This is a genomic window from Streptomyces thermoalcalitolerans, from assembly GCF_039525155.1.
Lineage (GTDB): Bacteria > Actinomycetota > Actinomycetes > Streptomycetales > Streptomycetaceae > Streptomyces > Streptomyces thermovulgaris.
The window spans coordinates 119,956-146,801 of record NZ_BAAAHG010000011.1; the positions used below are offsets into that span (position 1 = coordinate 119,956).

At 71.7% G+C, this 26,846-nt stretch carries 27 protein-coding genes and 2 pseudogenes; 12 read left to right on the forward strand and 17 right to left on the reverse strand.

Annotated features, from left to right (window positions below; all coding sequences use genetic code 11):
* Positions 1-12: 12 nt before the first annotated feature.
* From ABD224_RS09635 to ABD224_RS09650, 4 genes are all read right to left on the reverse strand, one after another.
* Positions 13-906, reverse strand: coding sequence for an aminoglycoside phosphotransferase family protein (locus ABD224_RS09635; RefSeq protein WP_344048972.1), 894 nt, complete (start codon positions 904-906; stop codon positions 13-15).
* A 106-nt stretch (positions 907-1,012) separates the two neighbouring features.
* A complete protein-coding gene (locus ABD224_RS09640) occupies positions 1,013-1,657 on the reverse strand; it encodes a LutC/YkgG family protein (protein ID WP_344048973.1) in 645 nt (214 codons plus the stop codon).
* Positions 1,654-3,174, reverse strand: a complete 1,521-nt coding sequence (locus ABD224_RS09645) for a LutB/LldF family L-lactate oxidation iron-sulfur protein (protein ID WP_425580955.1) — start codon at positions 3,172-3,174, stop codon at positions 1,654-1,656. The genes ABD224_RS09640 and ABD224_RS09645 overlap by 4 nt, the downstream gene beginning before the upstream one ends.
* Complete coding sequence (locus ABD224_RS09650; RefSeq protein ID WP_344048974.1) at positions 3,171-3,926, reverse strand: (Fe-S)-binding protein; 756 nt, start codon at positions 3,924-3,926, stop codon at positions 3,171-3,173. The genes ABD224_RS09645 and ABD224_RS09650 overlap by 4 nt, the downstream gene beginning before the upstream one ends.
* 362 nt (positions 3,927-4,288) lie before the next feature.
* Between ABD224_RS09650 and ABD224_RS09655 the strand changes: the two genes are divergently transcribed.
* The gene (locus tag ABD224_RS09655) at positions 4,289-5,590 is read left to right on the forward strand and encodes an alpha/beta fold hydrolase (RefSeq protein WP_344048975.1); all 1,302 of its coding nucleotides are present in this window, start codon (positions 4,289-4,291) and stop codon (positions 5,588-5,590) included.
* A gap of 191 nt (positions 5,591-5,781) precedes the next feature.
* Positions 5,782-6,510, forward strand: coding sequence for a DUF2470 domain-containing protein (locus tag ABD224_RS09660; RefSeq protein ID WP_344048976.1), 729 nt, complete (start codon positions 5,782-5,784; stop codon positions 6,508-6,510).
* Here the strand turns inward: ABD224_RS09660 and ABD224_RS09665 are convergent.
* The 3 genes from ABD224_RS09665 to ABD224_RS09675 form a co-directional block, all read right to left on the reverse strand.
* Entirely contained in the window at positions 6,478-7,716 is a 1,239-nt protein-coding gene (locus ABD224_RS09665) for a lactonase family protein (RefSeq protein WP_344048977.1), read from the reverse strand. The genes ABD224_RS09660 and ABD224_RS09665 overlap by 33 nt on opposite strands.
* Positions 7,717-7,881: 165 nt before the next feature.
* Positions 7,882-9,159: an FUSC family protein gene (locus tag ABD224_RS09670; RefSeq protein ID WP_344048978.1), complete on the reverse strand. Its 1,278-nt coding sequence runs from the start codon at positions 9,157-9,159 to the stop codon at positions 7,882-7,884.
* Positions 9,160-9,224: 65 nt separating this feature from the next.
* A complete protein-coding gene (locus ABD224_RS09675) occupies positions 9,225-9,719 on the reverse strand; it encodes an FBP domain-containing protein (protein WP_344048979.1) in 495 nt (164 codons plus the stop codon).
* A gap of 435 nt (positions 9,720-10,154) precedes the next feature.
* On the opposite strand from ABD224_RS09675, the gene ABD224_RS09680 reads away from it, so the two are divergent.
* Positions 10,155-11,366: a cysteine desulfurase-like protein gene (locus ABD224_RS09680; RefSeq protein WP_344048980.1), complete on the forward strand. Its 1,212-nt coding sequence runs from the start codon at positions 10,155-10,157 to the stop codon at positions 11,364-11,366.
* Positions 11,367-11,631: 265 nt separating this feature from the next.
* On the opposite strand, the gene ABD224_RS09685 is transcribed toward ABD224_RS09680, so the two are convergent.
* The 3 genes from ABD224_RS09685 to ABD224_RS09695 form a co-directional block, all read right to left on the reverse strand.
* Positions 11,632-12,441 carry an SAM-dependent methyltransferase gene (locus ABD224_RS09685; protein ID WP_344048981.1) on the reverse strand — a complete coding sequence of 270 codons (810 nt, stop codon included), beginning with the start codon at positions 12,439-12,441 and terminating at the stop codon, positions 11,632-11,634.
* Positions 12,442-12,617: 176 nt separating this feature from the next.
* Positions 12,618-12,863: a DUF397 domain-containing protein gene (locus ABD224_RS09690; protein WP_344048982.1), complete on the reverse strand. Its 246-nt coding sequence runs from the start codon at positions 12,861-12,863 to the stop codon at positions 12,618-12,620.
* Positions 12,864-12,866: 3 nt separating this feature from the next.
* Positions 12,867-13,688 carry a helix-turn-helix domain-containing protein gene (locus ABD224_RS09695; protein ID WP_344049002.1) on the reverse strand — a complete coding sequence of 274 codons (822 nt, stop codon included), beginning with the start codon at positions 13,686-13,688 and terminating at the stop codon, positions 12,867-12,869.
* A 417-nt stretch (positions 13,689-14,105) separates the two neighbouring features.
* Here ABD224_RS09695 and ABD224_RS09700 point away from each other — a divergent pair, with 417 nt between their 5' ends.
* The 3 genes from ABD224_RS09700 (at position 14,106) to ABD224_RS09710 (ending at position 15,572) form a co-directional block, all read left to right on the forward strand.
* The gene (locus tag ABD224_RS09700; RefSeq protein ID WP_344048983.1) at positions 14,106-14,525 is read left to right on the forward strand and encodes an ATP-binding protein; all 420 of its coding nucleotides are present in this window, start codon (positions 14,106-14,108) and stop codon (positions 14,523-14,525) included.
* Positions 14,522-15,133, forward strand: coding sequence for a DUF6624 domain-containing protein (locus ABD224_RS09705; protein WP_344048984.1), 612 nt, complete (start codon positions 14,522-14,524; stop codon positions 15,131-15,133). The genes ABD224_RS09700 and ABD224_RS09705 overlap by 4 nt, the downstream gene beginning before the upstream one ends.
* Before the next feature lie 154 nt (positions 15,134-15,287).
* Positions 15,288-15,572, forward strand: coding sequence for a hypothetical protein (locus tag ABD224_RS09710; protein ID WP_344048985.1), 285 nt, complete (start codon positions 15,288-15,290; stop codon positions 15,570-15,572).
* A 94-nt stretch (positions 15,573-15,666) separates the two neighbouring features.
* On the opposite strand, the gene ABD224_RS09715 is transcribed toward ABD224_RS09710, so the two are convergent.
* Positions 15,667-16,695, reverse strand: coding sequence for an SDR family oxidoreductase (locus tag ABD224_RS09715; RefSeq protein WP_344048986.1), 1,029 nt, complete (start codon positions 16,693-16,695; stop codon positions 15,667-15,669).
* A gap of 447 nt (positions 16,696-17,142) precedes the next feature.
* On the opposite strand from ABD224_RS09715, the gene ABD224_RS09720 reads away from it, so the two are divergent.
* The gene (locus ABD224_RS09720) at positions 17,143-17,376 is read left to right on the forward strand and encodes a hypothetical protein (protein ID WP_344048987.1); all 234 of its coding nucleotides are present in this window, start codon (positions 17,143-17,145) and stop codon (positions 17,374-17,376) included.
* Positions 17,377-17,388: 12 nt separating this feature from the next.
* Here ABD224_RS09720 and ABD224_RS09725 read toward each other — a convergent pair whose 3' ends face one another.
* The 5 genes from ABD224_RS09725 to ABD224_RS09745 all read right to left on the reverse strand — a co-directional run bounded on the left by ABD224_RS09725 (position 17,389) and on the right by ABD224_RS09745 (position 22,357).
* Entirely contained in the window at positions 17,389-18,654 is a 1,266-nt protein-coding gene (locus tag ABD224_RS09725) for a lectin (RefSeq protein WP_344048988.1), read from the reverse strand.
* Between the two features lie 432 nt (positions 18,655-19,086).
* The gene (locus ABD224_RS09730; RefSeq protein WP_344048989.1) at positions 19,087-19,467 is read right to left on the reverse strand and encodes an anti-sigma factor antagonist; all 381 of its coding nucleotides are present in this window, start codon (positions 19,465-19,467) and stop codon (positions 19,087-19,089) included.
* 125 nt (positions 19,468-19,592) lie between these two features.
* Positions 19,593-20,525, reverse strand: coding sequence for an NADP-dependent oxidoreductase (locus tag ABD224_RS09735; RefSeq protein ID WP_344049003.1), 933 nt, complete (start codon positions 20,523-20,525; stop codon positions 19,593-19,595).
* Between the two features lie 413 nt (positions 20,526-20,938).
* Positions 20,939-21,139 (reverse strand): ferredoxin, encoded by a 201-nt coding sequence (locus ABD224_RS09740; RefSeq protein ID WP_344048990.1) that lies wholly within the window; start codon positions 21,137-21,139, stop codon positions 20,939-20,941.
* A gap of 12 nt (positions 21,140-21,151) precedes the next feature.
* Entirely contained in the window at positions 21,152-22,357 is a 1,206-nt protein-coding gene (locus tag ABD224_RS09745; protein ID WP_344048991.1) for a cytochrome P450, read from the reverse strand.
* Positions 22,358-22,636: 279 nt separating this feature from the next.
* Between ABD224_RS09745 and ABD224_RS09750 the strand changes: the two genes are divergently transcribed.
* The 5 genes and pseudogenes from ABD224_RS09750 to ABD224_RS29430 all read left to right on the forward strand — a co-directional run.
* On the forward strand, positions 22,637-23,269 hold the full coding sequence (locus ABD224_RS09750) for a LysE family transporter (RefSeq protein ID WP_344048992.1): 633 nt from the start codon (positions 22,637-22,639) through the stop codon (positions 23,267-23,269).
* Between the two features lie 199 nt (positions 23,270-23,468).
* Positions 23,469-23,912, forward strand: coding sequence for a nitroreductase family deazaflavin-dependent oxidoreductase (locus ABD224_RS09755; protein ID WP_344048993.1), 444 nt, complete (start codon positions 23,469-23,471; stop codon positions 23,910-23,912).
* 598 nt (positions 23,913-24,510) lie between these two features.
* Entirely contained in the window at positions 24,511-25,530 is a 1,020-nt protein-coding gene (locus tag ABD224_RS09760) for a glutathione S-transferase family protein (RefSeq protein WP_344048994.1), read from the forward strand.
* Positions 25,531-25,566: 36 nt separating this feature from the next.
* Positions 25,567-25,872, forward strand: a complete 306-nt coding sequence (locus ABD224_RS09765; protein WP_344048995.1) for a DUF4235 domain-containing protein — start codon at positions 25,567-25,569, stop codon at positions 25,870-25,872.
* A 528-nt stretch (positions 25,873-26,400) separates the two neighbouring features.
* Positions 26,401-26,553, forward strand: a pseudogene (locus ABD224_RS29430) (ferredoxin); the annotation flags it as partial.
* 6 nt (positions 26,554-26,559) lie between these two features.
* Here the strand turns inward: ABD224_RS29430 and ABD224_RS09770 are convergent.
* Positions 26,560-26,846 (reverse strand): annotated as a pseudogene (locus ABD224_RS09770) (RNA polymerase subunit sigma-70); the annotation flags it as partial.

Sequence of the window (26,846 nt, forward strand, 5' to 3'; positions counted from 1 at the left end):
AGGGACGCGCCGCTACGGACGGTAGTCGAGCAGGACCTCCTGGATGACGTGCCGGGCGACACGGGTCATGTGCGGACTGCGGTCGCGGTAGTACGACAGCTCCAGCAGCGCCACCGACAGCGCCCAGCCGCGCCCCCGCGCCCAGGCCGCGTCGTCCACGTCCAGCGCGGCCCGGAAGAGCGGCCGTGCACCGGCCGGCAGCACGTACCACGCCGCGAGGAGGTCGACGGCGGGATCCCCCAGCCCCGCACACCCGAAGTCGATCACGGCGCACAGCCGCCCCCGGGCAAGGAGCAGGTTCCCGGGCTGCAGATCGGCGTGGATCCAGACCGGCGGACCGGCCGGCCCGGGCGCACGCAGCGCCTCCTCCCAGGCGGCGGTGGCCGCGTGGGCGTCGACGGCGCCGTCCAGCTCCGCGATGGCCGTGCGGGTCGCGGCATCCCGCGCGGCCAGCGGCTCACTGCGGTAGGAAGGCGGCCCGCCCGTGGGATCGACCCGGTGCAGCGCGGCGACGAACTCCGCCAGGTCCGCGGCGAGCGCCTCGGGTGCGGTGACGTCGCCCTCCACCGGGACCTCCCCGTCGATCCAGCGGTGCACGGACCAGGACCACGGGAATCCCTCGGCCGGTGCGCCCCTGCCCAGCGGTGTGGGCACGGGCACCGGAAGCGACGCGGCGAGCCGGGGCAGCCAGGTGTGCTCTTTCTCGACGTCCTCGGCGGCACCGGCGGTGCGGGGGAGCCGTACGACCATGTCCCCGCCGAGCCGGTACAGGGTGTTGGACGTGCCGATGGAATCGATCCGCTCGACGGGAAGCCCCGCCCACCGCGGAAACTGGGCGGCGATCAGCCGCCGTACGAGTGAGGCATCGACCTTCGGCTCGCCCGGATGCAGGGTGTCGGCGCACATGATCGGTCATCGAACGGGATGGCCCTGGACACGTCAACCCATTTCTGCGGAGGATGCCCCTTCAGCGGTTCACAGGGGTTCACGGGGGCACAGGGAGGGCGGTTCCTCACCCGCTCACCAGCACCGCCTCCAGCGTGCGCGGTCCGTGCACCCCCTCCACACGGTTCAGTTCGATGTCACTGGTCGCGGACGGGCCGGAGATCCAGGTGAGCGGGCGGCCCGGGACGAGGCGTTCGAGAGCCTGGGGAACGGAGGAGACGACCTGGTCGGGGACGCGCACGACGCAGATGTGGTGGTCGGGGATCAGGGAGATGCGACGGCGGCCCTGGTCGGGGGAGCCGTCGAGCACGATCGTGCCGGTCTCGGCGACGGCGAGCGCACATCCGGTGATCACGCTGTCGACGCGGTCCAGCTCCTGGGGTGTGCTCTCCGGCCGGTCCGCGACCCGCCGCACATCCATGTCCGCCAGCCAGGCCTCGTCCAGACCGGGCGGTACCAGCACGGACTTCGCGCCGCGCTCGCCGAGCAGGTGGGCGATCAGCCCGGGAAGCTCCCCGGTGCCGCACCGGTGCACCACCGCCCGGTAGTCCGCCAGGTTCTCGGCCAGCAGATTCACCGTGTCCTCGGCACCGCGCTCGTCGTGCTGCCGCAGATAGTCCCGGCGGACGGCCTGTGCGTACGGCCTGTCGTCCCGCGGTACGTCGGCCAGCGCACGCCGCACCCGGGCCAGGATCCGCTCCTTGCTGTTCACCTGGGGCCCTCCTTGCCGCCATGGGTCCGCTGCCACCAGTCGCGGAAGGGCTCCGCGGGCACCGCAGGCAGATCACGGGTGCCGGTCCAGGCCCGGCCGGGGCCGGGCAGCGAGCGCGGACGGAAGCGGCGGGTGCGGGAGACGAACCGCTGCCCGCCGCGCAGGACGCCCGGGCGGGCGAGTGCCCAGCGGGCCGCCCGCATCGCCGCGCGCTCGACGGCGTGCCCCTTCGCGGGCCTGAGCACCACCTTGTTGCCGCCGCGGGTCGCCGGGCCGCCCTGGGCGACCCGCTCCCGCAGATGCACCAGCACCTCGGGGATGTCGATGGCGACCGGGCACACCTCGTAGCAGGCTCCGCACAGCGAGGACGCGTACGGCAGCGAGGCGTCGATCTCGCTCGCCGTACCGCGCAGCTGGGGACTGAGGATCGCGCCGATCGGCCCCGGGTAGACCGAGCCGTAGGCGTGACCGCCGGCCCGCTCGTAGACCGGGCAGACGTTCAGGCACGCCGAGCAGCGGATGCAGCGCAGGGCCTGACGGCCCACCTCGTCGGCGAGCGTGTCGGTGCGGCCGTTGTCCAGCAGGACCAGGTGGAAGGCGCTCGGGCCGTCCCCGTCGGTCGTACCGGTCCACATGGACGTGTACGGGTTCATCCGCTCGGCCGTGGAGGAGCGGGGGAGCGTCTGGAGGAAGACCTCCAGGTCCCGCCAGGTCGGCACGATCTTCTCGATGCCGACGACCGAGATCAGTGTCTCGGGCAGGGTCAGGCACATCCGCCCGTTGCCCTCGGACTCCACGACCACCAGGGTGCCGGTCTCGGCGACGACGAAGTTGGCGCCGGAGATGCCGACCTTGGCGCGCAGGAACTTCTCCCGCAGATGCAGCCGGGCCGCCTCGGCGAGTTCGGCGGGGCTGTCCGTCAGCCCCTCGGGCGCCGGGCGGCCCCACCTGCCCATCTCGGAGCGGAAGATGTCCCGGATCTCGCCGCGGTTGCGGTGGATCGCGGGGACGAGGATGTGCGAGGGCCGGTCCTTGCCCAGCTGCACGATCAGCTCGGCGAGGTCGGTCTCGTAGGCCCGGATGCCCTCCGCCTCCAGGGCCTCGTTGAGCCCGATCTCCTGCGTGGCCATCGACTTGACCTTGACGACCTCGCGCTGTCCGGTCGCCTTGACCAGACCGGTCACGATCCGGTTGGCCTCCTCGGCGTCGACCGCCCAGTGCACGGTGCCGCCGGCCGCCGTGACCGCTTCCTCGACCTGCTCCAGATAGCGGTCGAGGTGACGCAGGGTGTGGTCCTTGATCTGCTTGCCGGCCTCGCGCAGCGCCGCCCAGTCGGAGACCTCCGCCACCGCCAGGGCCCGCTTGGCGCGGATGGTGTGCGTGGCGTGGCGCAGATTGCCGCGCAGGGTCCGGTCGCGCACGGCCTGGTGGGCGGCCCGGGGAAAGGCCGGGAAGTCCGCAAGGCCCGGACGGGAGGACGGGGGAGGCCCGGGCATGCCCAGATACGTCGTGCTCATGCTGACGGTGCCTCCTCCGTGCTCGCCAGGATCTCCGCGATGTGCACCGGTCGCATGCCCACGCCCAGCCGGGTCATGATGCCGCCGAGGTGCATCAGGCACGAGTTGTCGCCCGCGCACAGCACCCTCGCGCCGGTCGACTCGGCGTTGCGCACCTTGTCGACGCCCATCGCCGTCGAGACATCGGGGTTCTTCACCGCGAACGTGCCGCCGAACCCGCAGCACTCCTCGGCTCCGGGCAGCTCGACCAGCTCCAGCCCCCTCACCGCCCGCAGCAGCCGCCGGGGCCGGTCCCCGAGGCCGAGGCCGCGCAGTCCGTGGCAGGTCGGGTGGTACGTCACCCGGTGCGGGTAGTACGCCCCCACGTCCGTCACCCCCAGCACGTCCACCAGGAACTCCGTGAGCTCGTACGTCTTCGGCACCACGGGCGCCAGCACCCGCTCCAGTGCGTCGCCGCGTCCCTCGGCCCGCGCCCGCGCGCCCATGCGCGGATACAGCTCCCGCACCATCGCCGCGCACGATCCGGACGGTGTCACGATCGTCTCGTAGTCCCGGAAGACATCGGAGAAGTGCCGGGCCAGCGGTTCCGCCTCATGCCGGTACCCGGTGTTGTAGTGCGCCTGCCCGCAGCATGTCTGGGCCATCGGGAAGTCCACGTCCACGCCCAGTCTGGTCAGCAGTTTCACCACAGCGCGTCCGGTGTCCGGGTAGAGCGTGTCGTTGACGCAGGTCAGGAACAGAGCGACACGCATCGCGGCTCCCAGGGTTCGGTCATCGGACGAGTGAAGCCTAGTCAGCCGTACGACGCGACGGGAGCCCCGTCTCACGGCGTGGCGCGGAAGGCGCGGGGGCACCGGCGGGGCACGGACAGGGGCACGGACACCGGGGGCGGTGCTCCGGCCGGGGCCGTCGGCGGACGACCGGCAGGCGGACGGCGGGCGGCCGGCAAGCGATCGGCGGGCGGCCGGCAAGCGATCGGCGGGCGGCTTCGGTCCGCCCGCCGGCCCGTGTCCGGCAGTCCCCGTGATCCTCGCGGCCGGACGGCGGACGGACATGTGCTGGACTGGGACGCGGCCACGACCCCTTTGCCGACCCCTTTGTCCTGGGAGAACCGTTGACCGTCAGCTACCGTCAGCCCGGCGTCGTCCTCACCGACCGCTCCTTCACCGTGCCGCTCGACCACGACGACCCGGCCGGGGAGACGATCGAGCTCTACGCCCGTGAGGTCGTCGCGAGCGACAAGGCCGGGCAGGACCTGCCCTGGCTGGTCTACCTCCAGGGCGGCCCCGGCTTCGGGGCGAACCGGTTCGTCGGCAAGCAGGCCTGGCTCGGCCGGGCCCTGCGGGACTACCGGGTCCTGCTTCTCGACCAGCGCGGCACCGGTCACTCCACGCCCGCGAACCGGCAGACCCTCCCACTGCGCGGCGGCCCGGCCGAGCAGGCCGACTACCTCACCCTCTTCCGCGCCGACTCGATCGTCCGCGACTGCGAGGCGATCCGCCCCGGGCTGACCGGCGGCGCCCCCTGGACCGTCCTCGGACAGAGCTTCGGCGGCTTCTGCGTGGTGCACTACCTCTCCACGCATCCCGAGGGCCTGGCCGCGGCCCTGATCACCGGCGGCCTGCCCTCCCTGGACGCGCACGCCGACGACGTCTACCGGGCCGCCTACCCGCGCATCGAGCGCAAGGTCGCCGCCCACTACGCCCGCTATCCGCAGGACGTCGACCGCGTCCGCCGTATCGCCGACCACCTCCTCACCCATGACGTGGTGCTCCCGAACGGCTACCGGCTGACCGTCGAGGCCTTCCAGTCCCTCGGCGTCATGCTCGGCAGCGGCGACGGCAGCCATCGTCTCCATTTCCTCCTCGAACACGCCTTTGTGCGTACCCCGCGGGGGCCGGAACTGTCCGACGCGTTCCAGGAGCAGGTCCAGGGCCTGCTGTCGTACGCCGCCCACCCGCTGTACGCACTCCTCCACGAGTCGATCTACGCCCAGGACGACCGCCCCACCGCCTGGTCGGCCGAGCGGGTCCGCGCCCGGTTCCCGCAGTTCGACGCCGCCAAGGCGCTCGCCGGGGACTCGCCGGTGCTGTTCACCGGCGAGTCCGTGCACCCGTGGACCTTCGACTGCGACCCGGCGCTGCGTCCGCTGCGCGAGACCGCCGAGCTGCTCGCCGCCCGCACCGACTGGCGGCCCCTGTACGACCGCGCCCGCCTCGCCGCCAACGAGGTCCCGGTCGCCGCGGCCGTCTACCACGACGACATGTACGTCGACACCGCCCACGCCCTCGACACCGCCCGTGCGATCCGCGGCCTGCGCACCTGGGTCACCGACGAGTTCGAGCACGACGGCGTACGGGCCGGCGGCCCCCGCGTCCTGGACCGGCTGCTCGCACTGGTCCGCGACGAGGTCTGACCGCCGTCCCGGCCTGCCGCGCGGGCCGGGGGAGGACATGCCGGACCGGACCGCTGCCCGGCCTGCCCGGCATGTCCGGCTTCTCCGGCCTCTCTGGTCCCCGGGTCCCCGTACTGACCCTCTCGGCCGGTTGGCGTGCACCCCGATCTTCGATAACTTAGGTAAGCCTTACCTAAGAAGGAGGTTTCGGGATGGGCGACAGCCACATCTGGACGGCGGTGCCCGGAGCGGCGCAGCGGGCGCGGTCCGTGCTCGTTGCCGCGTGGTCCTGCGCGGTGACCGCGGAGGGCGCACGGGAGGAGTGCATCGGTGCGCACACCGTGACCGAGGACGGCCGGGTGCTGCTGCGCGTCCCCGAGGACAGCGTCCTGCGCACGGCCGCCCTCTGCGCGCCGCGCGGCGAGCCCTCCGCCGTCCTGGAGTTCGCCGATGTCGCGCCCGTCCCCGTACGCCACCGGATCCGCGCCCGGCTGTGGCTCGCCGGCCGGTTCACCGCCGAGCCGGAGCACCTGGTGTTCCGGCCCACGCGGATCGTGCTGCGGCAGCAGTCCGGCGCGGTACTGGTCGACACCGACGAGTTCGCCGAGGCCGCGCCCGACCCGCTGGCCGCGGCCGAGGCCCGGCTGCTCACCCACCTCGCCGACGCCCACCCCGGGACGGTGGAGCGGCTCGCCCGGCTGATCGAGCCCAAGAGCCTGCACGGCGCGGTGCGTGTACGGCCGCTCGCCGTCGACCGGCACGGACTGACCCTGCGCATCGAGCGCGCCCGCACCCACGGCGACGTACGCCTGCCGTTCCACGCGCCCGCCGACACCGTCGCCCAGCTCACCGAACGCGTGCACGTCCTGATCTCCCAGGCGGACGCCGCCTCCTGCCCGCGCGCCGCCCTACAGCGGCAGCGCGCAGACGGCGAGGGGTGAGGCATACGGCTCACCCGCCCTGCGCAGCGCACCGCTCGCGCGGTCGACATGGAAGACGCTGACCGTCCCCGACCTCTGGTTCGCGGCGAACAGCAGCCCGCCGTCCGGGGAGAGGGCGATCTGCCGCGGGAAGTCGCCCGCGACCGGTGTCGTGCCCAGGAGCCGGAGCCGGGCCCCGTCCGCCTCCACGGCATAGCGTGCGAGGCTGTTGTGGCCGCGGTTGGCGAGGTAGGCGAACCGTCCGTCGCCGGTGACCAGGAACTGCGCCGGGTAGTTGGTGCCCTCGTCCGCGCCCGTGGACTGCGGTTCGCCGATGGTGAGGCGGCCGGTGGCAGGGTCGTAGGCGCAGACGGCGACCGTGTTGTCGACCTCGTTGGCAAGGTAGGCGAACCGGCCGCCCGGGTGGAAGGTCAGATGGCGGGGGCCGGCGCCCGGACGTGTGTGCGCCCGGGCGGCCTCGGTGAGCCGGCCCGAGCGGGTGTCCAGGCGATAGGTGTGGACCGTGTCGGTGCCGAGGTCCACCGCGAGGACATGGCCGCCGTCCGGGCTGGTGACGATCTGGTGGGCGTGCGGTCCCTGCCGGCCCGGTCCGGGCGGCGGACCGGAGTGCGTCACCAGGTCGGTGCGCTCGCCGAGCGCCCCCGAGTCGTCGATCGGGTGCACGGCGACACTGCCGGAGGTGTAGTTCGCGCTGAGCAGCCAGCGCCCCGTCGGGTGCACGGAGAGATGACAGGGCCCCGCCCCTCCGGTGCTCCGTGTGCCCAGGATCCTCCGGTCGGCGAGCCGTATGGCGGTCACCCTGCCGTCCTGGCCCTCGGCGACCGCGTACAGCGTCCGGCCGTCCGGGTGCACGGCGAGATACGACGGATCGGTGACGCCGGTGAGGGTGCCCCGGCCGGTGACGGCGCCCGTCGCCGGGTCGTACACCGCCAGGCCGATGCCGGTTCCGCCGCCCTCGGCGGAGGTGTAGGTGCCGAGGTAGAGCGGCCGGGGGCCGGACGGCTTCCCTGCGGCCCCCGGGGAGGACGGTGCGGTCGTCGGCCCGGTCGCCGACACGGGACCGGAGGAGGGGAGACCGGGGGAGGAACCGAAGGAGGAAGAAGAGGAAGAGGAGGAAGAAGAAGGGGAACCGGTGGGGGAACCGGACGGGGCCGGTGAACACGCCGGGACCGCCGTCATGGTGGCGGCCGTCGTCATGGCTCCCATGAACCGGCGTCTGCTCCACCGCTCCCCGGGCTCCCGGCTTTTCCCGGACACCCGGCTCTCCCCGGGCGAAGAAAACTTCCGTCGCGGCACTCCCGCCCCACTGATCATGCCCGCACTGTACGGCTTCTTCAGGAGGGACGTTCACGAGTTCTTCAGCGGGAACGTTCACGAGGAACGGCGCATCGCGCCCTCGTCGTGACGGCGCCGCAGCCTCATCGGCGCCCCCAGCCGGTCCGCGAAACGGGTCAGGCGGGAGCGGCGTTCCCGCTGCTCCCGGGTGTGCCGGTCCAGCTCCTCCAGAAGGCGGCGCGAGCGGTGCTCGACGTCCATCTCGTCGATGATGCGGTTGACCTCGGTCAGCACCGCCCCGTACAGCTGCCAGTGGCTCGCCTCCTGCTGCACCTCCTTCAGCAGCAGCTGCGCCAGCTTGTCCCGGGTGGTCGCGGCCTGCCGCAACTCGGCGGCGAGCCGGCCCTCGGCCGATGCGGCGCTCTCGCTGACGTCCGTGGTGACCAGCACCGCGAAGCTGACCGCCGCATCGCCGATCTCGTGCAGCAGCTGCTGCACCAGCGCGCCCGTCTGCGGCGAGAACAGCGGCTCGGGCTCGCGCTGCTTGGCCAGGTCGGTGAAGGTGCGTGCGAGCACCCGCAGCACGACCGTGCAGATCTCCAGCGTGTCCAGTCCGGTGCGCAGCACCACCCGGTGCAGCAGGCCGTCGCTGACCCGCGGATTGAGCCGGAGACTGTCCTCGGCCTGCCGCAGAGCGGCGTCCACGGCGGAGATGTCGTGGTCCAGCCGGCGTGCCTCGTGCAGGCGCTCCGCCGCGAGCCTCGCCGGCGGGGCGCCCGACGCCTGCTCGCCCATCCTCAGCGTCAGCTGCCGCATCCGGCGTGCCAGGCCCTCGATCGACTCGCCCGCCTCGTCGGTCCACACCGGAGGGGCGAGCAGCAGATCGCAGCCGAGACCGACCGCCGCGCCGATCAGTGTCTCCACGACCCGCAACCACGCCGTATGGCCCACGGAGGTCGCACCACTGCCCATGGCGGTCACTCCGAGGACCAGCATCGCGCTGATCGCCACTTCGGGCACGAACTCGTCGACCCGCACCAGATGTCCGACCGCCAGCGAGGCCAGGACCACCAGGGCGAGGCTCCACCAGGTCAGGCCCACCAGGAGGGAGAAGACACTGGCGATGAGCACTCCGGCCACCACGGAGTTCACCCGGCGGAAGCTGGTGGTCAGCGTGGCGTAGAGAGTCACCTGGACGACGAGCAGCGCCGTCAGCGGGGCGGTCAGCGGAGCGGGCTCCGGACTCACCCGCAGCGCGATCACATAGGAGATCGTCGCCGCGATGGTGGAGCGCACTGCCTGGACGACCAGGGGATCCCGGTGACGTCTTATCACCCGGACAAGGAACGATGGCCACTTACGTACGTCTCGCATTTTCGCGCTGTTCCCCTTCCTTCAACAGGCGAACATGGTTTCGCATGTGGCCATACGCGCCGGTGTCAGGTCTGCAGCTTGTCCAGGAAGGCCGCCAGGTTGCTTCTCGTCCGGGCGATCCGCTCCTCCACGGTGAGGCTCTCCTCGACGCGGACCGTGGACGAGGGGACCTTCTTACCGCGTACATAGAGCGAGCAGGCAAGGTCCGTGCATATATACACACCGACCGAATTGCCCTCGCGGCCCGCCGCTCCCGTCTTCCGGGCGGTCATCAGCGAGACTCCGCCGCCGGGGTGGGTGGTCAGGCACAGCGAGCACAGACTGCGGTGCAGAAAGCCGCGCTGCGAGGAGGGGGAGCGCAGGACGACCCCCACCAGGCGGCCCTCCCGCTCGGTGACCAGACAGCTGCGGTCGGGCGCCCCCGGATCGCGCCAGCCCAGGAAGTCCAGGTCGTCCCAGGGGAGCTCGTCGAGGTCCCGGGGGACGGACAGGCGTTTGGCCTCGCCCTTGGAGCAGTTGACAAAAGAGGTGCGTATGTCCTGTTCGGTCAGTTTTCTCATGAGAGCCTCCGGGGGTGGCGGGATTGGTTGCCTAAGGGTGTTAGGTGAATGCCTATGCTATGCAGGCCCCTCGGCGAGGGGGCAACGGATTATTTCCGAAGGCGTACAGCCCTCGATCAGCTTCGGAAGACAGGAGACAGAAGGGAAGACAGAAGACAGAAGGTAAAAGGCAGGGGCGCGGCGGCTCCCGGCGGGGACGGGCATGAGGAGCCGGCGCAGGGATCCACTGCGCCACCGAGACCCTTCCGCCCGCCGTCTTCTCCACCCGTGGCGGTCGCGGCGCGGGCCCGGAACCGCGGGCCTCGCCTCCCGCCCGGCAGACGGCCCTGGCGGAACGCCGGCCCCCGACGTATTGACCCACGGGGAGACCGGGCGTTGGATCATGGGGCGGCAGCTCCCGCCGCGGTGTCCGAAGGGGTAGGCAAGGGGTGTTCCATGGCTCATGACATCGCCGGTGTCCGCGCGCAGTTTCCCGCGCTGAAGTCCGGCTGGGCCCAGTTCGACGGACCGGGCGGAAGCCAGACACCGCAGCCCGTCATCGACGCCGTCGCCGAGGCGCTGACCGGTCCGCTGTCCAACCGGGGACTCGGCACCCTGGGGGAGCGCAACGCCGAGGCCTGCGTCGACGCCGCCCGCCGGGCCATGGCGGACCTGCTGGGCGCCGAGCCGTCCGGGATCGTCTTCGGCCGCAGCGCGACCCAGCTGACGTACGACTTCTCCCGTACGCTGGCCAAGACCTGGTCGCCGGGCGACGAGGTGGTCGTGACCCGGCTCGACCACGACGCCAACATCCGGCCCTGGGTCCAGGCCGCCGAAGCCGCGGGGGCGGTCGTCCGCTGGGCCGACTTCGATCCGGAGACCGGTGAGCTGACCCCGCGGCACATCGAGGCCCAGCTGTCCGACCGCACCCGGCTGGTCGCGGTCACCGCCGCCTCCAACCTGATCGGCACCCGCCCGGACGTTCCCGCGATCGCCGCCCTGACCCATGAGCGCGGTGCCCTGCTGTATGTCGACGGGGTGCACTACACCGCTCATGCCGCGGTCGATCTCGCGCGCCTGGGCGCGGACTTCTTCACCTGCTCCCCGTACAAGTTCCTCGGGCCCCACCTCGGTGTCCTGGCGAGCCGCCCGGACCTCCTCGACACCCTGCGCCCGGACAAGCTGCTGCCCTCGCCCGACGCGGTTCCCGAGCGGTTCGAGCTCGGCACCCTGCCCTACGAGCTGCTGGCCGGCACCCGGGCCGCCGTGGACTTCCTCGCCGGGATGGACCCGGAGGCGCGCGGCACCCGCCGGGAACGGCTCCTCACCTCTCTCGGCTCGCTCGAGCACCACGAGGACGCCCTGCGCCGCCGTATCGAGGAGGGGCTGTCCCGCCTGCCGGGGATCACCGTGCACTCGCGTGCCGCCGAGCGCACTCCGACGCTGCTGCTGACCTTCGAGGGCCGCAGCAGCGTCGACGCCTACCGCCATCTGGCCGACCGTGCGATCGCGGCTCCCTCGGGCGCGTTCTACGCCCTGGAGGCCTCCCGGCGGCTCGGCCTCGGCGACACGGGCGGGCTGCGCGTCGGGCTGGCGCCCTACACGAACGAGGAGGACGTCGACCGGCTTCTGGAGGGGCTGGCGGATTTCCTGCGGTCGGCGCCGTAGACCCGGACGGTTCGCGCCCGAGGACCACGGCGCCCCCCTTCACATACCGCGGCGCCCCGCCGGCGCGCCGGGGCACCGGCGCACCGGGGCGCCGCACGTGTGCGTACCGGTGAGCCGCACACCGGCGAACGCACCGGAGCCGGCCGGTGCGACCGCTCCGCGACCCCGGACCGTCGCGCGGAGCCGTCGGCCGGTGGCCGGGCGGACGAGTCGCACCCGGCCCTCATGCCCCGTGTTTCCGGACGGTGCGGCGGGTGACGTCCCGTCAGGGCTTGCGGGCCACACCGCCGTAGATGTCCGTGGGTTCGGGCGTGGTGCCGGGCTCGGGACGCCACAGCGGGCAGGAGACGATGCCGGGCTCGAGCAGTTCGAGACCCTCGTAGTAGGCGGCGAGCTGTTCCGGGCTGCGCAGCACGTACGGGACGGCGCCGGTGTCGTCGTAGGCCTGCTGGGCCTCCTTGAGCGCCTCGTCGGTGTCGGTGCTGTCGTAGTGCACGAAATAGCTGCCGGAGGGCAGGGCCGCCTGGAGGCGGCGGACGATCGACTTCGCCTCCTCGTAGTCCTGGATGTGCCCGAGGATGCCCATCAGCATCAGGGCGATCGGCTGCTCGAAGTCGAGGAACTTCGCCGCCTCCTCGAGGATCCGCTCCGGCTCGTGCAGATCCGCGTCGATGTACTCGGTCAGTCCCTCGGGGGTGCTGGTGAGCAGGGCCTGGGCGTGGCGCAGCACCAGCGGGTCGTTGTCGACGTAGACGATGCGCGACGTGGGGGCGATGCGCTGGGCGACCTGGTGGGTGTTGTCGTACGTCGGCAGTCCGGTGCCGATGTCGAGGAACTGCCGGACGCCCAGCTCGCCGGCCACATGGGTCACGGCGCGGATCAGATACTGACGGGAGGCGCGGGCCATGGTCACGATGGAGGGCGCGTGCTTCCGGTAGGCGTCGCCCGCGATCCGGTCGACCTCGTAGTTGTCCTTGCCGCCCATCCAGTAGTTCCAGATACGGGCCGAGTGCGGCACCGTGGTGTCGATCTTGGCCAGGGCGCCCTGGTCCGGGGTGTGCTCGCCGTCTGTCATGGGGTCTCCTGCCGTACGTCCCTCGTCTGGTCTCCAACCTAGCGTCAATGTCCTGACGTGACGCGTGAGTTCACAGGATCTGGACAAGCCGGGGGCAGGCCTGCGGGGCCGGCCGGAGCGGTCCGGCCGGCCCCGGGTCCGGACGCGGTCCGGGTGTCAGCCGACGAGTCCGGGCATCAGTCGACGAGGAAGTCCGCCAGACCGGCCTTGGCGCCCTGGAGGAAGGCGACCATCTCGTCCCGGCTGTAGACCAGCGCGGGACCGTCCGGGTCCGTGGACTGGCGGAAGGCGACCCGGCCGTCGGGCAGGCGTTTGACCTCGACGCAGGAGCCGCCGTTGGTACCGCTCCAGGGCTTGTGCCAGCCCTCGGTGCCCAGGTCGCGGGCGGACATGCCGTTGTGGATGGGGCCGTTGGATGCCATGGATCACAACTCCTTACGCAGTTCGCTCAGGATGTCCCTGGTCCGGGCGACCGGTTCCGCCTGCACGGACATCCGGTCCAGGACTTCGAGATACGTCACGACGTCCTCCGGCCGGTCGTAGTACACCGAGCCCACGAGGTTCTCGGTGTAGACCACGTCGGGCAGCTCGGAGAAGCCGAAGCGGAAGTAGTGGAAGGGACCGTAGGCGCCGGGATGGGCCCCCGCGGAGAAGCGCATGATCTGTATGCGGACCTTCGGCAGGTCCAATGCCTCGATGAGCCGGTCCAGTTGGGCCCGCATCACCTCGGCACCGCCGACGGGACGGCGCAGCACCGTCTCGTCCAGGATGGCCCACACCGCCGGGGCGTCCGGCTTGGCGAGCAGGTCCTGACGCCTGAGGCGCAGGTCCACACGCCGGGCTGTCTCCTCCTTCGACTCGTTGGGGAAGCCGGTCCGCATGAGCGCGGTGGCGTAGTCGTGGGTCTGCAACAGCCCCGGCACGTAATGGGGTTCGTAGAGGCGGATGACGCTTGCTTCGCTCTCCAGGCTCACATACGCCTTGAACCACTCCGGCAGTACATCGCGGTAGTTGTACCACCAGCCGGGCTTGTTGGCCTCCCTGGCCAGCGCGACGAAATCGTCGATCTCCGCCGACGGGACGCCATAGGTGCGCAGCAGCTCCTTGACGTACGGGATGCGCAGGCCCACTTCGGCCTTCTCGATCCGGCGGACCGTCAAGGGGGTGACCTCGATGGCCCGTGCCGCTTCCTCGAAGGACACCCCGGCCTGCTCCCGCAGTTGTCGCAGACGCTTGCCGAGGACCATGCGCAGGACGGTGGGCGCACTGCCGCCAGAACGGTTCTCCTTCACCATCTGCCTCCAGGAGCGGCCGTCACAGCGTGCAGTGTGCCACGTCGTCGACGACACAGACAGGGTGAAGTCAAGCGTTCTGAAATTATCAGAACGCAGGTTGCGAGCTGAGTGTGTCCGAGACCATAGTGACCGAGGGAGCAGCCGCACGCCGCCGTCGGAACGGACAACCACGCCTGGACGGACCGGAACTGACGTTCCGGTGAATGCGGCGGTCCCGGCCGCACACGACCGCGAGGCGAGACCTGGATGGCCACTGTGACCGATGGGCAGTCGAGGAGTTCCAGGACAGGCCACCTCACCACCGAGGACTGTCCGTTCGGTCGCGCGCCCACGGTCCCCTGCTCACCCGCCGGAACCACCGGACCCGCCGTGAACGAGGCTCTCCTGCTGTGTTCCACCGTGCCCGCCGAGCCCTCCTGGGCGGCGACCGTACGGCGGCTGGTCGCCGAGCACCTCGCGGACCTGCCGCTCTCCGCGGATCAGCGCGACGACGCGGTGCTGGCGGCGGACGAGCTGTTCACCAACGCCGTCCAGCACGCGAGCGCCGGGCCGTGCGACACGGTCACGGTCACCGTCGAGTGGAACTCGCTCGCACTCCGTGTGACGGTCGCCGACCGCTCGCCCGTACGTCCCCCGTGCCCGTACCCGGTGGACGCCACCGCGGAGTCCGGGCGTGGCCTGGCCATCGTGGCCGCCCTGGCCGACGACTGGGGCATAACACCGCCCGAACCGGGCGGCCGGGGCAAGAAAGTCTGGTTCACGTTACGACGCCGGAGCACAGCACCATGAAGGGCACACCGCACCACCACGTCGGCGAACCGACGCGCCCCTTTGCGCCGCCCCCGTCGGACCAGGGGACCGAGACCCTCGTGGACGAGCCGGCCGCCGCACCGCTGTCGCCGCAGCTCGCCTCGGCCCTCGCGACCGAACTGCTGCGCCGGGCCGAGGAGGACCGGGAGCTGATGCGGGAGGCCGCCACCGCGCCGTCCGCGGAACGCAGACGACGGGTGGCCGAGTGCCACCGGGACAACGCCGAGGCGCTCGCCGCGGTCGTGCGCCGGTACGGCTGGCCGACGACCGACCTGGTCGGCGGGCCGGCCTCGACGGCGGCGTTGATGATCCTGCTGCACGCCCCCGACCTGGACTTCCGGCTGCGGTGCCGGGATCTGATCGCACAGGCCACGGCGGACGGCCGCTGCCCCGCGGTGCACTTCGCCTACATCGCCGACCACTGCGCCGTGGAACAGGGCGAGCCGCAGTACTACGGGACACGGATCAACCCCGCGACCCTCCGCCCGTACCCCGTGCGCCGGCCGCAGACCCTCGACGAGCGGCGCCAGGACGTCGGCCTCGGCCCGCTGGAGGAGCAGATGCGGGCACTGCGCCTGCACGGCTGACCCGCCGCCCGCGTCCCGCACCGGCCGCCCCGGCACCCGTCAGGTTTCGGGGATCACCGGCAAGGTACTCGCGCGTCGCCCGACCACGCCGAGGAAGAGCCGAGGAGAGGCCGGGGGAGAGCCGAGGAAGAAGCGAGGAAGAAGGGAGTACGCCGTGACCGGTCACCGCGGTGGGACACCCGGTGAGAACGGCGCGCCCGTTCCCCGGGACCCGCCGGATCAGCAGGCCCACACCGGTGAGGACCCCTGGGAGGTCGCCCTGGAGCCGGAGTGGACCGGGTCCGACGCGGTCGATGCGGCCGACGAGGGCGCCGCCGGCACCGATGTCCCCGACACCGACGAGGCGGGCACCGGACGGCGGAGCGCCCCGCACTCGGACATCGCGTCACCCGGACGTGAGCCGTCCGAACAGCCCGTGCCGGACGAGCCCTCCGACTGAGGACTGAGCCGGACGAGTCCTCCGAACCGACGAGGACCGACGGGGGGACTGACGACTGACGGGCCGGCGGCCGACCGCCGGCCCGGGGCGCGGCTCAGCCCGCCTTGCGGCCCCGCAGGGGTTCGGTGTCCGCGCCCTCGCCCGTCCGCAGGCCCTCCAGGAGCTCCTGCAGAGCCTCGGTCGCCGTGTGCTCCGGATGCCAGTCCAGTTCGGTGTGGGCCCGGGTGCAGTCCATCAGGGGCAGACGCAGCACCGCGTCGAAGAGGTGCGGGGAGGCGGGGAGCAGATGCAGCCCCCAGGCGGCGGCGATCGCCGAGCGCGCGGCGGTGCGCGGCAGCCGCACGGGCCGGGAGCCGAGCATCTCGGCCAGGACAGGGGCGTCCAGCGGCGGCTCGGCGGCGAGGTTGAACGGCCCCCGCACCTCGCGGTGCAGCGCCAGCCGGTAGGCGCGGGCGGCGTCGTCGGTGTGCAGGGCCTGCACCCGCAGGCCGGGCACGTCCGGCAGGAACGGCAGCAGCTCGGGCCGGACCAGCTGGGCCGGCAGGAACCGGCCGCCGAAGATGCGGCGCTGCTCGTTCGCCGCCTGCCGCTTGAACAGGAAGGCCGGGCGCATACGGACCACCCGCACCTCGGGATGGTCCCGCTCGAAGGTGTCCAGGGCCCGCTCCAGATACGCCTTCTCCCGGCAGTACGCGGCGTCCGGCCAGCCGTGGGTCGGCCATGACTCGTCCACCGTGCGGTCCTTCGGTCCCGGCGAGTACGCGCCGACCGAAGAGGCATGGATCAGAACCGGCACCCGTGCGGCGGACACCGCCTCGAAGACCCGGATGCCGCCGAGCACATTGGTCCGCCAGGTGACCGCCGGATCGTGCGTCGGCTGGAAGGCCCAGGCCAGGTGGATCACGGCGTCGGCACCTGAGAATTCCCCGGCCAGGTTGGACTGTTCGGACGACAGGTCGACTGCCGACCACTCGGTCTTCGGCGGCGACCACTGGGGGATGCGGCGGGCCAGTCCCCGCACCGACCCGATCTCCGGATCCTCGGAGAGAACACGGACGACACTCGTGCCGACATTGCCGGTGGCACCCGTGACGACGACCCTGCTGCCCGAAGCGCTGCTCACCTTCGGCTCCTCTCGGGGCGGCTGACTGTGCGGCCTCCCGAGTACCCGCTCCCGGCGGATCGACGCAGACGGCGGGCGGAGACGCAGACGGCGGGCGGAGGCATCGCCCCTGCGCGGAGCCCGGGGCACTCACGTACGGCACCCGGTTCCCCGGTGTACGGTGCCCGGTTCCCCGGTGTACGGCGTCCGGGCACGGCCTCCGCCCGGCACGTCCGGCACCGGTCCGTGATCGGGGCCGGGACAAGGATGCGGAGGGGACGCGGGAGCGCCAGCGCCAGGAGGGCGGGACGCACAGGAGGGTAGAACGCACGTTCCCGTGCTCACCCGGTCGGGTGAGCACGGGAACGATGGGGGTCGACGGTGCGGAAGGCCGTGGAGGCTGCGGGGCGCGGACTTGCCCGGCGGTGAGAACCGGCCGTCCGGCGCCCGGCGTCCTACGCTGGTGACATGACTGAGGCTGGCCTCCACATCTCCCGGCCGCGCATCATGGTGCTCGGTGTGCAGCCGGGCAATCCGCCCTTCCGCATCGTGGAGATCGACGGGGAGGTGGTCGGCGAGGCGAAGAGCATCACCGACGTACTCGAAACCGCCGCCGCCTTCGGTATCAGCATCCATGACCTGGACGACCCGGACGTGATCCGCTGGGTCGGCGGTGACAAGTTCACCTGGACCGTCAGGTAGCCTCCCGCAGGCTCAGCCGACCGTCCACTTCTGGTTGGCACCGCCGGTGCAGGTCCAGATCTGCAGCCGGGTGCCGTTGGCCGGATTGTTCTCGGTGACATCCAAACACTTGTTCGCCTGCGGGTTGACGATGTCGTGGCCCGAGGAGAGGACCCACTTCTGGTTGGGGTTGCCGCTGCAGTCCCACAGCTGGACGGGGGAGCCGTCCGCGGTGCCGTGGTCCTTGACGTCCAGGCACTTGCCGAGAGCGCGCAGGGAGCCGTCCGGGGCGAACGTCCACTGCTGGGCCGCGGTGCCGTTGCAGTCGTAGAGCTGCACCGGGGTGCCATTGGCGGGGTTCGCTCCGGCCACGTCCACGCACTTGCCGGCCAGGCCCCGGATCGGGCGGCCGGTGGGCGCGTTGCTCGTGGTCACCGAGACCGAGTCGACCACGAGCTGCGCCGGGAACTGCGTGGAGCCGTTCGGATCGCCCGGCCAGTCGCCGCCCACGGCCAGGTTCAGGATCAGGAAGAACGGCTTGTTGAACACCCACTTCTTCCCGCCCAGGTCGGCGGGCGTACGGCGCTGGTAGACGACGCCGTCCACCGACCAGGTGATCGAGTCGGGCGCCCAGTCGATGGCGAAGGTGTGGAAGTCGTCCGCGAAGGCCCGGCCGCCCGGCAGGGTGTACGCCGCGCCTATGCCGCCCGTGCCGGAGTAGCCGGGGCCGTGGATGGTGCCGTGGATCGTGGAGGGCTCGTAGCCGACGTTCTCCATGATGTCGATCTCACCGGCGTCCGGCCAGGGGACCTTCCCGGGCTCGTACCCGAAGTCGTTGCCGAGCATCCAGAACGCGGGCCACATGCCCTGGCCGCGCGGGATCTTCATCCGGGCCTCCACGTGCCCGTACTGCGCGGCGAACTTGCCGGAGGTGTTCAGCCGGGCCGAGGTGTACTGGCAGGTGCCGTACCAGCACTGGTAGTTGGCCGGGTTCTCACGGCGAGCGGTGATGACCAGGTGGCCCTGGCCGTCCAGGGCGGCGTTGCGAGTGCTCGAGGTGTAGTACTGCCGCTCGTGGTTGTTGACGTTGTCGCCGGTTTCCAGACGCCACTTGGTGGAGTCGACGGGCGCACCGGCGGGTCCGTCGAAGGTGTCGGAGAACGTCGCGGTGGCGGAGACCTCGGAGGAGCTCACGTGAGGGGAGTCCGCGTGTGCGGGGGTGGCGACCATGGCGGAGCCGGCCAGGACGGCCGACAGCGCGGTGAGGAGACATCTGCGGAGCAGGCGTGGACGAGCCATGGTTCTCTCTTCCGTGCGGCGGCCCGCGCAGGGCACGCCGACTGGTGTGGGGGGGTGAAGAAAAGGTCGCCCTATTGAAGGGGGTGAAATAAAAAGTCGTCAACTCCTGTGTGCAGAACAGTTGTTGAGAGGATCCGGGGCGTACGTGCGCGGTGTGCGCGTGTGCGGGGTGCGTGCGTGCATCGGCCCTGTTCGGCGAGGCCTCCGTCGATCAGACCCCGTGGGGATGCGCACCTCGAAGCCGAGGAACCGCGGTGGCACGGGACCGGAGCGGTCGTACCTCCCCCGTGCCGGAGAGGATCCCTCGTGCCGGAGAGGAGGGAGGAGGCACAAGGAGAAGGCTCAAGACGGCAGAGGGCTCACGGAGGCAGAGGACATCACGGGGACGGGCCGAGGACCCCTTCCCCGCGCGGCGCCGGCGCCCGCCGGGGCTCACACCGGGTCGGACGCGGCCTCGGGCTGCCCCAGGGCCGCCTCCAGGGTCGGCTGCGGGGGCAGCAGCCGGGCCAGACCGGTCACCTTGAGGATGCGCAGAGTCAGCGGATGCGTGCACACCAGGCGCAGCTCCCCGTTCTGGCTCAGCACCTGGCTGCGGACCCGGTACAGCAGGCGTAACCCGGAGCAGTCGAAGAAGTCGACTCCGCTCAGATCGATCACGACCCGGGCCCCGGGCCGGGCCGTGGCCCGGTCCAGGTACGGGGCGATCTCGGCCGCCGCGGCGATGTCGATCTCGCCGTGGAACTCCAGCACGGTGTGCTCACGCTCCCGGCGGATGCGCAGATGCCGGGTCAGCGGCGCGGGTTGATTCGCCACGACGACTTCGCCTCCAAGCGGCTTCTGCACGGCAAGGTACCCCTGTCGGAGGGAATTCCAGCATGTTCGATTGACATATGTCTCTGAATCGCCGTCAACTGCAGTCCATTTGTGACCAGTTGTGGTCACTCGGCCAGCAGGACCAGTTTGCCCGTGGTGCGATCGGTTTCACCGAGCTCGTGAGCCCTGGCGGCCTCTGCCAGCGGGAAGATGCCGGCGATCTCGGCGCGCAGCCGTCCCTCCTCGACGAGTCTCGCGATCGTCCTCATGCCGTGGTGGTCGGCGTCGACCAGCATCCGCAGCGCCCGCACACCGAGCCGGTCGGCCTCCTTGTGGAAGTCGTCGGAGCCGACCGGCAGGAGCGACACCACGATCCCGCCCGGGCGCAGCACCCGCAGTGAGCGCAGGGAGGTGTCGCCGCCGATGGTGTCCAGTACGACGTCGACGTCCCGCACGGCCTCGGTGAAGTCGGTCGTCCGGTAGTCGACCGGTTCGTCCACACCGATCCCGCGCAGGAAGTCGTGCTTGCCCGCGCTCGCGGTGCCGATGACATACGCTCCGCGCGCCTTGGCGATCTGCACGGCCACATGACCGACTCCACCGGCCGCCGCGTGGATCAGCACCCGCTGTCCCTCGCGGAGGTCCGCCCGTTCCACCAGTGCCTGCCAGGCGGTCAGCGACACCAGCGGCAGCGCGCCCGCCTGGATGTGGTCGATCCCGGCGGGCTTGAGGGCGAAGGCGCGGGCCGGGGCGGTGACGTACTCGGCGTGCGAACCATGGCCGAACGGGTAGGGCAGCATGCCGAAGACCTCGTCCCCCGGCCGGAAGAGGGACGCACCGATCCCGGTCGCCTCGACGACACCGGAGACGTCCCAGCCCAGCACGAACGGCGGCTTTCCCAGGAAGCCGCCGGTGGCCCGGTGCTTCCAGTCGGTGGGGTTCACCCCGGCGGCCCGCACCCGCACCAGCACCTCGTTGGGGCGTGGCACGGGCCGTTCCGCCTCGATCACCTTCAGCACCTCGGGGCCCCCGAGGACGTCCTGACTGACGGCACGCATCGTGTTCACGGTCTTCGTCACATCGTCATGCTGAACCACCGTGCCCGGCCCTGCCCGCCGGAACACCGGATGGCCCACACCGAAAGGGGGACGGGACCGTCCGTCCACACAAGGACGGGAACGCAGGGGGGCGGAGAGGATGCGGAGGGGAGGCGGGGGAGACGGAGGGGAGCCGATGCACGGCGGGGGAGTGGCCGGTCGCGCGGCCGGCCACCCGTCACGCACCGGTGGTGCCGTGGGGCCCGACCGCCGCAGGACCTCCCGGGGCGTGGGCCGGGTGGTCCGCCCGGCCCACGCCACCGGCTTCACGGCCGCCGAGCGCGGGCAGCCCTTCGCACAGCTCCTTCCGTGCTTCCGGGCTCACCCGTCCTTCTCGTCTCGTCCGGCTTGTTCGGCCTGTTCGGCCTTCGGGCTCACTCGTCGTCCTCAAAGACCGTGATGGCGCCCACGGGGCAGGCCCGGGCGGCTTCCTTGACCATCGGGTCGCCGCCGCCGTCCTCCCGGCCGGGCAGCAGGGTGCTCAAGCCGTCGTCGTCCTGGGTGAAGACACCCGGGGCGGTCAGGGCGCACTGCCCGGCGCCGATGCAGCGGTCCTTGTCGATACGGATGCGCATGACGGCAGCCCCTCACCAGGTCACCGGGAGTTCCAGCATCCCCTGAATGGTGTCGCCGGGCTTGAAGGGGATCTCGTCCGGCGGGGCGGCGAGCCGGAGCCCGGGCAGCCTCTCGAAAAGAGTGCGCAGGGCGATCTCGAGCTCGGCGCGGGCGAGATTCTGCCCGAGGCACTGGTGGATGCCGAAGCCGAAGGCGATGTGGTGGCGGGCCGGGCGGTGCCAGTCGAGGGTGTCGGGATCGGGGTAGGCGTCCTCGTCCCGGTTGATGACGGAGGTGGAGAAGACCACGCCGTCCCCGGCCCTGATCGTGACCCCGGCGACCTCGATGTCCTCGGTGGCCAGGCGCAGCAGCCCGTCCGCGATGGACAGCAGCCGCAGCAGCTCCTCGACCGCGGCGGGCAGCAGGGAGGGGTCGGCGCGCAGTTCGGCCAGCCGGTCGGGGTGCAGCAGAAGGGTGTAGGTGCCCAGGGAGATCATGTTGGCGGTGGTCTCGTGACCCGCGACCAGGAGGATCATCGCCAGGGCGGTCAGCTCCTCGCGGTCGAGCTCGCCCTTGTGCAGCCGCTGCTGGATCAGCTCGTCCAGCAGGCCCTCACCGGGCTCCCGCTGCTTGCGGTCGATCAGCGCGTCCAGGTACTCCTGGAGCCGGTCCCGGGCGTCCCGGGTGTCCTCGGCCGTCGGTCCGCGCAGCAGCCGCCTCGACTGTGCCTCGAAGAACTCGTGGTCGGCATAGGGCACGCCGAGCAGCGCGCAGATCACCATGGACGGCACCGGCAGTGCGAAGGAGCGCACCAGCTCGGCGGGCGGCCCTTGCGCGATCATCTCGTCCAGCAGACGGTCGACGATCTCCTGGATCCGGGGCCTGAGCTCGGTGGCGCGCTTGAGGGTGAAGCTCGGGATCATCATGCGCCGCTGGGCGCGGTGCCGGGGGCCGTCGACGCCCAGGAGTGCGGGCCTGCGGTCGCGGACCGCGGCGAAGCGGGGCGTGGTGGCCGGAAAGCCCGGGTGGGTGCGGTCCGTGGACAGCCGGGGGTCGGCCAGCAGGTCACGGGCGAGCTCGTGGCCGGTCACGAGCCAGGCCGGACGGCCGTCGTAGAGCCGGATGCGGGCCAGCGGCCGGGCGGCGCGCAGCGGGTCGTAGCCGGTGGGCGGGTGGTAGGGGCAGCTCCGGTCCTGGGGGAAGGCGACGAGTGGGGGCAGGTCGGTCGAGTTCGTCATGAAAGACCTCGCAGACGAAGGGTGCGCCGTGTCGTATCCACTGGGTGCCCGAGGCATCCAATGGTGCGACGAAAAACCCGGCCAGGCGGGCGATCCGGAAAAACTGGCCAGAAATCACCCAAGTCACAGGGTAAATCGGTTGCCACCGGAACCGCACGGCATGCAGGATCCGGCCATGCTCACGACCGATGTGTCCCTGCTGCTGCCGTCCGCCGCCGACCTGGCACCGCGGACCCAGCAGCAGCCCGGCCGCCCCCGGAGGCACGGTCCCGTGCTGCCGTGACCTCGGCGCTCGTCGCCGGGCTGCTCGCGGGCTACGGCATCGCCGTGCCCGTGGGCGCCGTCGGGACCTACCTCGTCACCCTCACCTCGCGCACCTCCCTGCGGACCGGTTTCTGCGCCGCGCTCGGCGTCGCCACCGCCGACGGTCTCTACGCCCTGCTGGCCGCACTGGGCGGCTCGGCCCTGGCGGGCTTGCTGCAGCCGGTGCTGGTGCCGCTGCGCTGGGCGTCGGCGCTGGTGCTGGCGGCACTGGCCCTGAGAGGCGCGGTCGTCGCCCTGCGGCAGTACCGCGGGCACCGGCTCGCCACCCGCACCGACCCGCCCGTGCCGAGCCCGGTACGCGCGTACCTGGTGCTGCTCGGGATCACCCTGCTCAACCCCGCCACTCTGATCTACTTCACGGCGCTGGTGCTCGGCAGCCGTGCCGCGCACGCCGCAGCACCGATGGAGCAGGCGGCGTTCGTCCTCGCGGCCTTCGCCGCCTCCGCGAGCTGGCAACTGCTGCTCGCCGGCGGCGGCGCACTGCTCGGCCGGGCCCTGACCGGCCATCGGGGGCGGCTGGTGACGGCGCTCGTGTCCAGCTGCGTGATCACCGCGCTGGCGGTACGGATGCTGATGCCGCCGGGATGAGGCAGGTGTCCCCGGAGGCGGTGCTCGGTGCGGTGGGAACGGAGGCGGGGGACGGCAGTGGGGTGAAGCGACGGGATGGAGCAGTGGGATGAAGTCGTGGGATGAAGCCGTGGAATGAAGCCGTGGAATGAAGGGGGACGGCGTGGATGTTGAATGACGTCGCACGATCGGTCACAGGATGCGACGAAGGAGGGGCGGCATGCCTCTTGAGGGCGAGTACGAACCCAGTCCGATCCAGTGGGTGCGGGAGCAGGTGGAGCTGTACGAGAGCTCCGGTGGCACCAAGGGGACCACGCTGCTGGACACGGGGTTGCCCGTCGTCGTGCTGACCATCCTGGGGGCACGCAGCGGAAAGATCCGCAAGACGCCGGTGATGCGCGTGGAGCACAACGGACGCTATGTCGCGGTGGCCTCCCAGGGAGGTGCGCCCAAGCACCCGCTCTGGTACTTCAACCTCAAGGCCAACCCCCGGGTCGAGCTGCAGGACGGCCCGGTCAAACGGGACATGATGGCCCGTGAGGTCACCGGTGAGGAGAAGGCCGAGTGGTGGGAGCGGGCCGTCGCCGCGTTTCCCCCGTACGCCGAGTACCAGAAGAAGACCTCGCGGGAGATCCCGGTCTTCGTGCTGGAGCCGGTCAACTGACCCACCGGCCGACGCATCGGCCGGGACGGGACGAGAAGAATCCGGGCCCAGGGGCATGAGCCGCCCCGGCCCGGGCACCCGTGCTCCGGGCCCCGTCGCGCTCCCCCCGTCGCGGCGGGGCTCCGTCATGCTTTCCTCCGCCTGCCCGCCGTCCGGGCGCGTCCTCGTCGTGAGCGGCCGTCTCCACGCCGCCGCTCGCCGTCCGGGCCCGCGGCAGGCGCCCGACGCGCCGTCGGCGGCCTCGGCGACTGCTACGGCCATAGTGCGTGCGCCGCGCGTACGGCAAGCACAACGAACGAGTACGACCGGCAAGCACGACGAGCACAAGCACAACGAGCACGACGGGCACAAGCACGACGAGCACGACGGGCACAAGCACGACGAGCGCGGCGGGCACGGCGAGGACGCCGCGGCCCCGGGTCCTTCCTCGCATGGCCCGGATGTGGTTGCGTGGCGGTTCCGCGTCCCGTCCGCCGGGTGCTTTCCGGATCCTCCGCTCAGATGCGCCGACCGCCCCGGGCGGCACGGGACGCACCGTGCCGACGACGGATTTCGGGGAACGCGTTCACCAGGGCATCCCCCGAGCAGGGAGGACGACATGAGCGCAGGGGGCAAGGGCAACGCCGCCTACGGCCGCAAACCCTTCAAGCGGTCCAGGAGCCACTTCACGGACCGGATCACCGCCGATGGGCGGGACGGCTGGCCGGTGGAACCCGGACGCTACCGGCTGGTGGTCAGCCGTGCCTGTCCCTGGGCGAGCAGGGCACTGGTGTCGCGGCGGCTGCTGGGGCTGGAGAACGCCCTGTCGCTGGCCGTCGTCGACCCGATCCAGGACGACCGCAGCTGGCGTTTCACGCTCGACCCCGACGGCCGTGACCCCGTGCTCGGCATCCGCTTCCTGAGCGAGGCCTACGACCGGCGGGAGACGGGTTACCCCGGCGGGGTCAGTGTGCCCGCGATCGTCGACGTGCCCAGCGGCGTACTGGTCACCAACGACTTCCAGCAGATCACGCTCGACTTCGCCACCGAGTGGACGGCCCTGCACCGTCCGGGGGCGCCCGATCTGTATCCGCAGGCGCTGCGCGACGAGATCGACACGGTGATGGAGGAGGTGTACGAGGACGTCAACAACGGGGTGTACCGGGCGGGCTTCGCCACGAGCCAGGAGGAGTACGAGGCCGCGTGCGCGGGCGTGTTCCGGCGGCTGGAGCTGCTGGCGGACCGCCTGGCCGGGCAGCGCTACCTCGTCGGCGACACGATCACCGAGGCGGACATCCGGCTGTTCACCACGCTGGTCCGTTTCGACGCCGTCTATCACGGTCACTTCAAGTGCAACCGCTGGAAACTGACCGAGAACCCCGTGCTGTGGGCGTACGCCCGCGACCTGTACCAGACGCCCGGCTTCGGCGACACGGTCGACTTCGACCACATCAAGCGGCACTACTACCAGGTGCACACCGGCATCAACCCCACCGGCATCGTGCCCCTCGGGCCCGACCTGTCCGGCTGGCTGACCCCGCATCACCGCGAGAAACTCGGCGGGCGCCCCTTCGGTGACGGCACGCCGCCGGGCCCCGTACCACCCGGCGAGGAGGTCCCCGCGCGGGGCAGGCCCTGACACACCCACGCCCTCCCCACGGCAAAGGAGACACAGGTGGCCAAGAACAAGAAGAAGCACAAGCTCCCGCTCGCCTACCAGCCGCTCGGCTTCGCGCTGAGCTGGGCCGGCGGTGCGCTGGCCGGACTGGCCTTCCGTGCGACCTGGAAGGCCATCCGGCACGAGGACGACGCACCCGATCCGCTCGACGCGGACCGCCGCTGGGGAGAGATCCTGCTCGCGGCGGCCGTCCAGGGCGCGATCTTCGCCGTGGTGCGCAGTGCCGTGGACCGCGCGGGGGCCACGGCGGTCCAGCGTTCGACGGGTGTCTGGCCGGCGAAGCCGAAGAAGGGCCGTGCCTGAGCCCTCCACCGTGACCCGGCCGGTGCGGGGAAGAGGGCCGTGGGGCGCGGGCGCTTGTCCGTGCTGTGCGGCGCGCGGGCCGGCCGGTCGGCTCCGCGGCCCGGCACTCCTGTGTTCCTGAATATCCCCGCTCAGCGGTTTCAGTGGATTTTCCACGAGAAAATCAGAGCGTTTGCGCCCGGAAGGGTCGGAAGGGCCGGAAGGAGTCGAATCCCGGGGCTGCGGCGCGGAGCGGCACGGTCGCACCGTGCCGGACCGCCGGGACCGCCGCGCACCGGCCGCCGTGGCCGTCGCGTCCGGCCGACGGGCCGCTCGCGCGCCGCAGAGGCATCCGCCGGAAGCGCACAAGCGCTTCCGAACGCCATTGAAAATGGTCAACAAGGCAGTATCGGGAGCCCTTTGTGCACAACCGTGCAATCCCTTGTTGCCCGCCAACGGCCTGGGCAAAGGTGTGGGCCGCCGGCGAGCAGAAAAAGAGTCCTTCCTCTGCGCGGAGGACGTTCGGGGTGCCGGCACCCCATTTTTGGCATGGACCAAATCCGCGGTGTGTGGAGGAATGCAGCCGTGAAAGACCCGGGTGTCTTCACCCAGGACGACGACGGCTTCAGCACCCTGCTGCCCGGCCTGGAGGACGGCGGCGGCGACCCGCTGGTCAAGGAAGCCGCCCGGACCTGCCCCGTGGCGCCGTCACGGTGCCGGAGGAGGACTGAACCCGGCCTCCGGCGCGTCGAGGACGGCCAGCCGCAGCAGCCGCAGCCGTTCCGGGGCGGCGACCACCTCGTAGGAGGCGACCCGGCCGTCCTCGACGTCGATCCTCAGTGCGAACAGCAGTCGCCCGCGCGGGGCGACCACGGCACCGACGCGGCCGTCGACCAGGGCCACCGCGGCGAACCGGGCGCGCTCCCGCAGTGCGATCGTGCCCCGCGCCACCGCCCGGGCCCCGCGCAGCTCGGCCGGCGCCCCGGCCGGCAGGA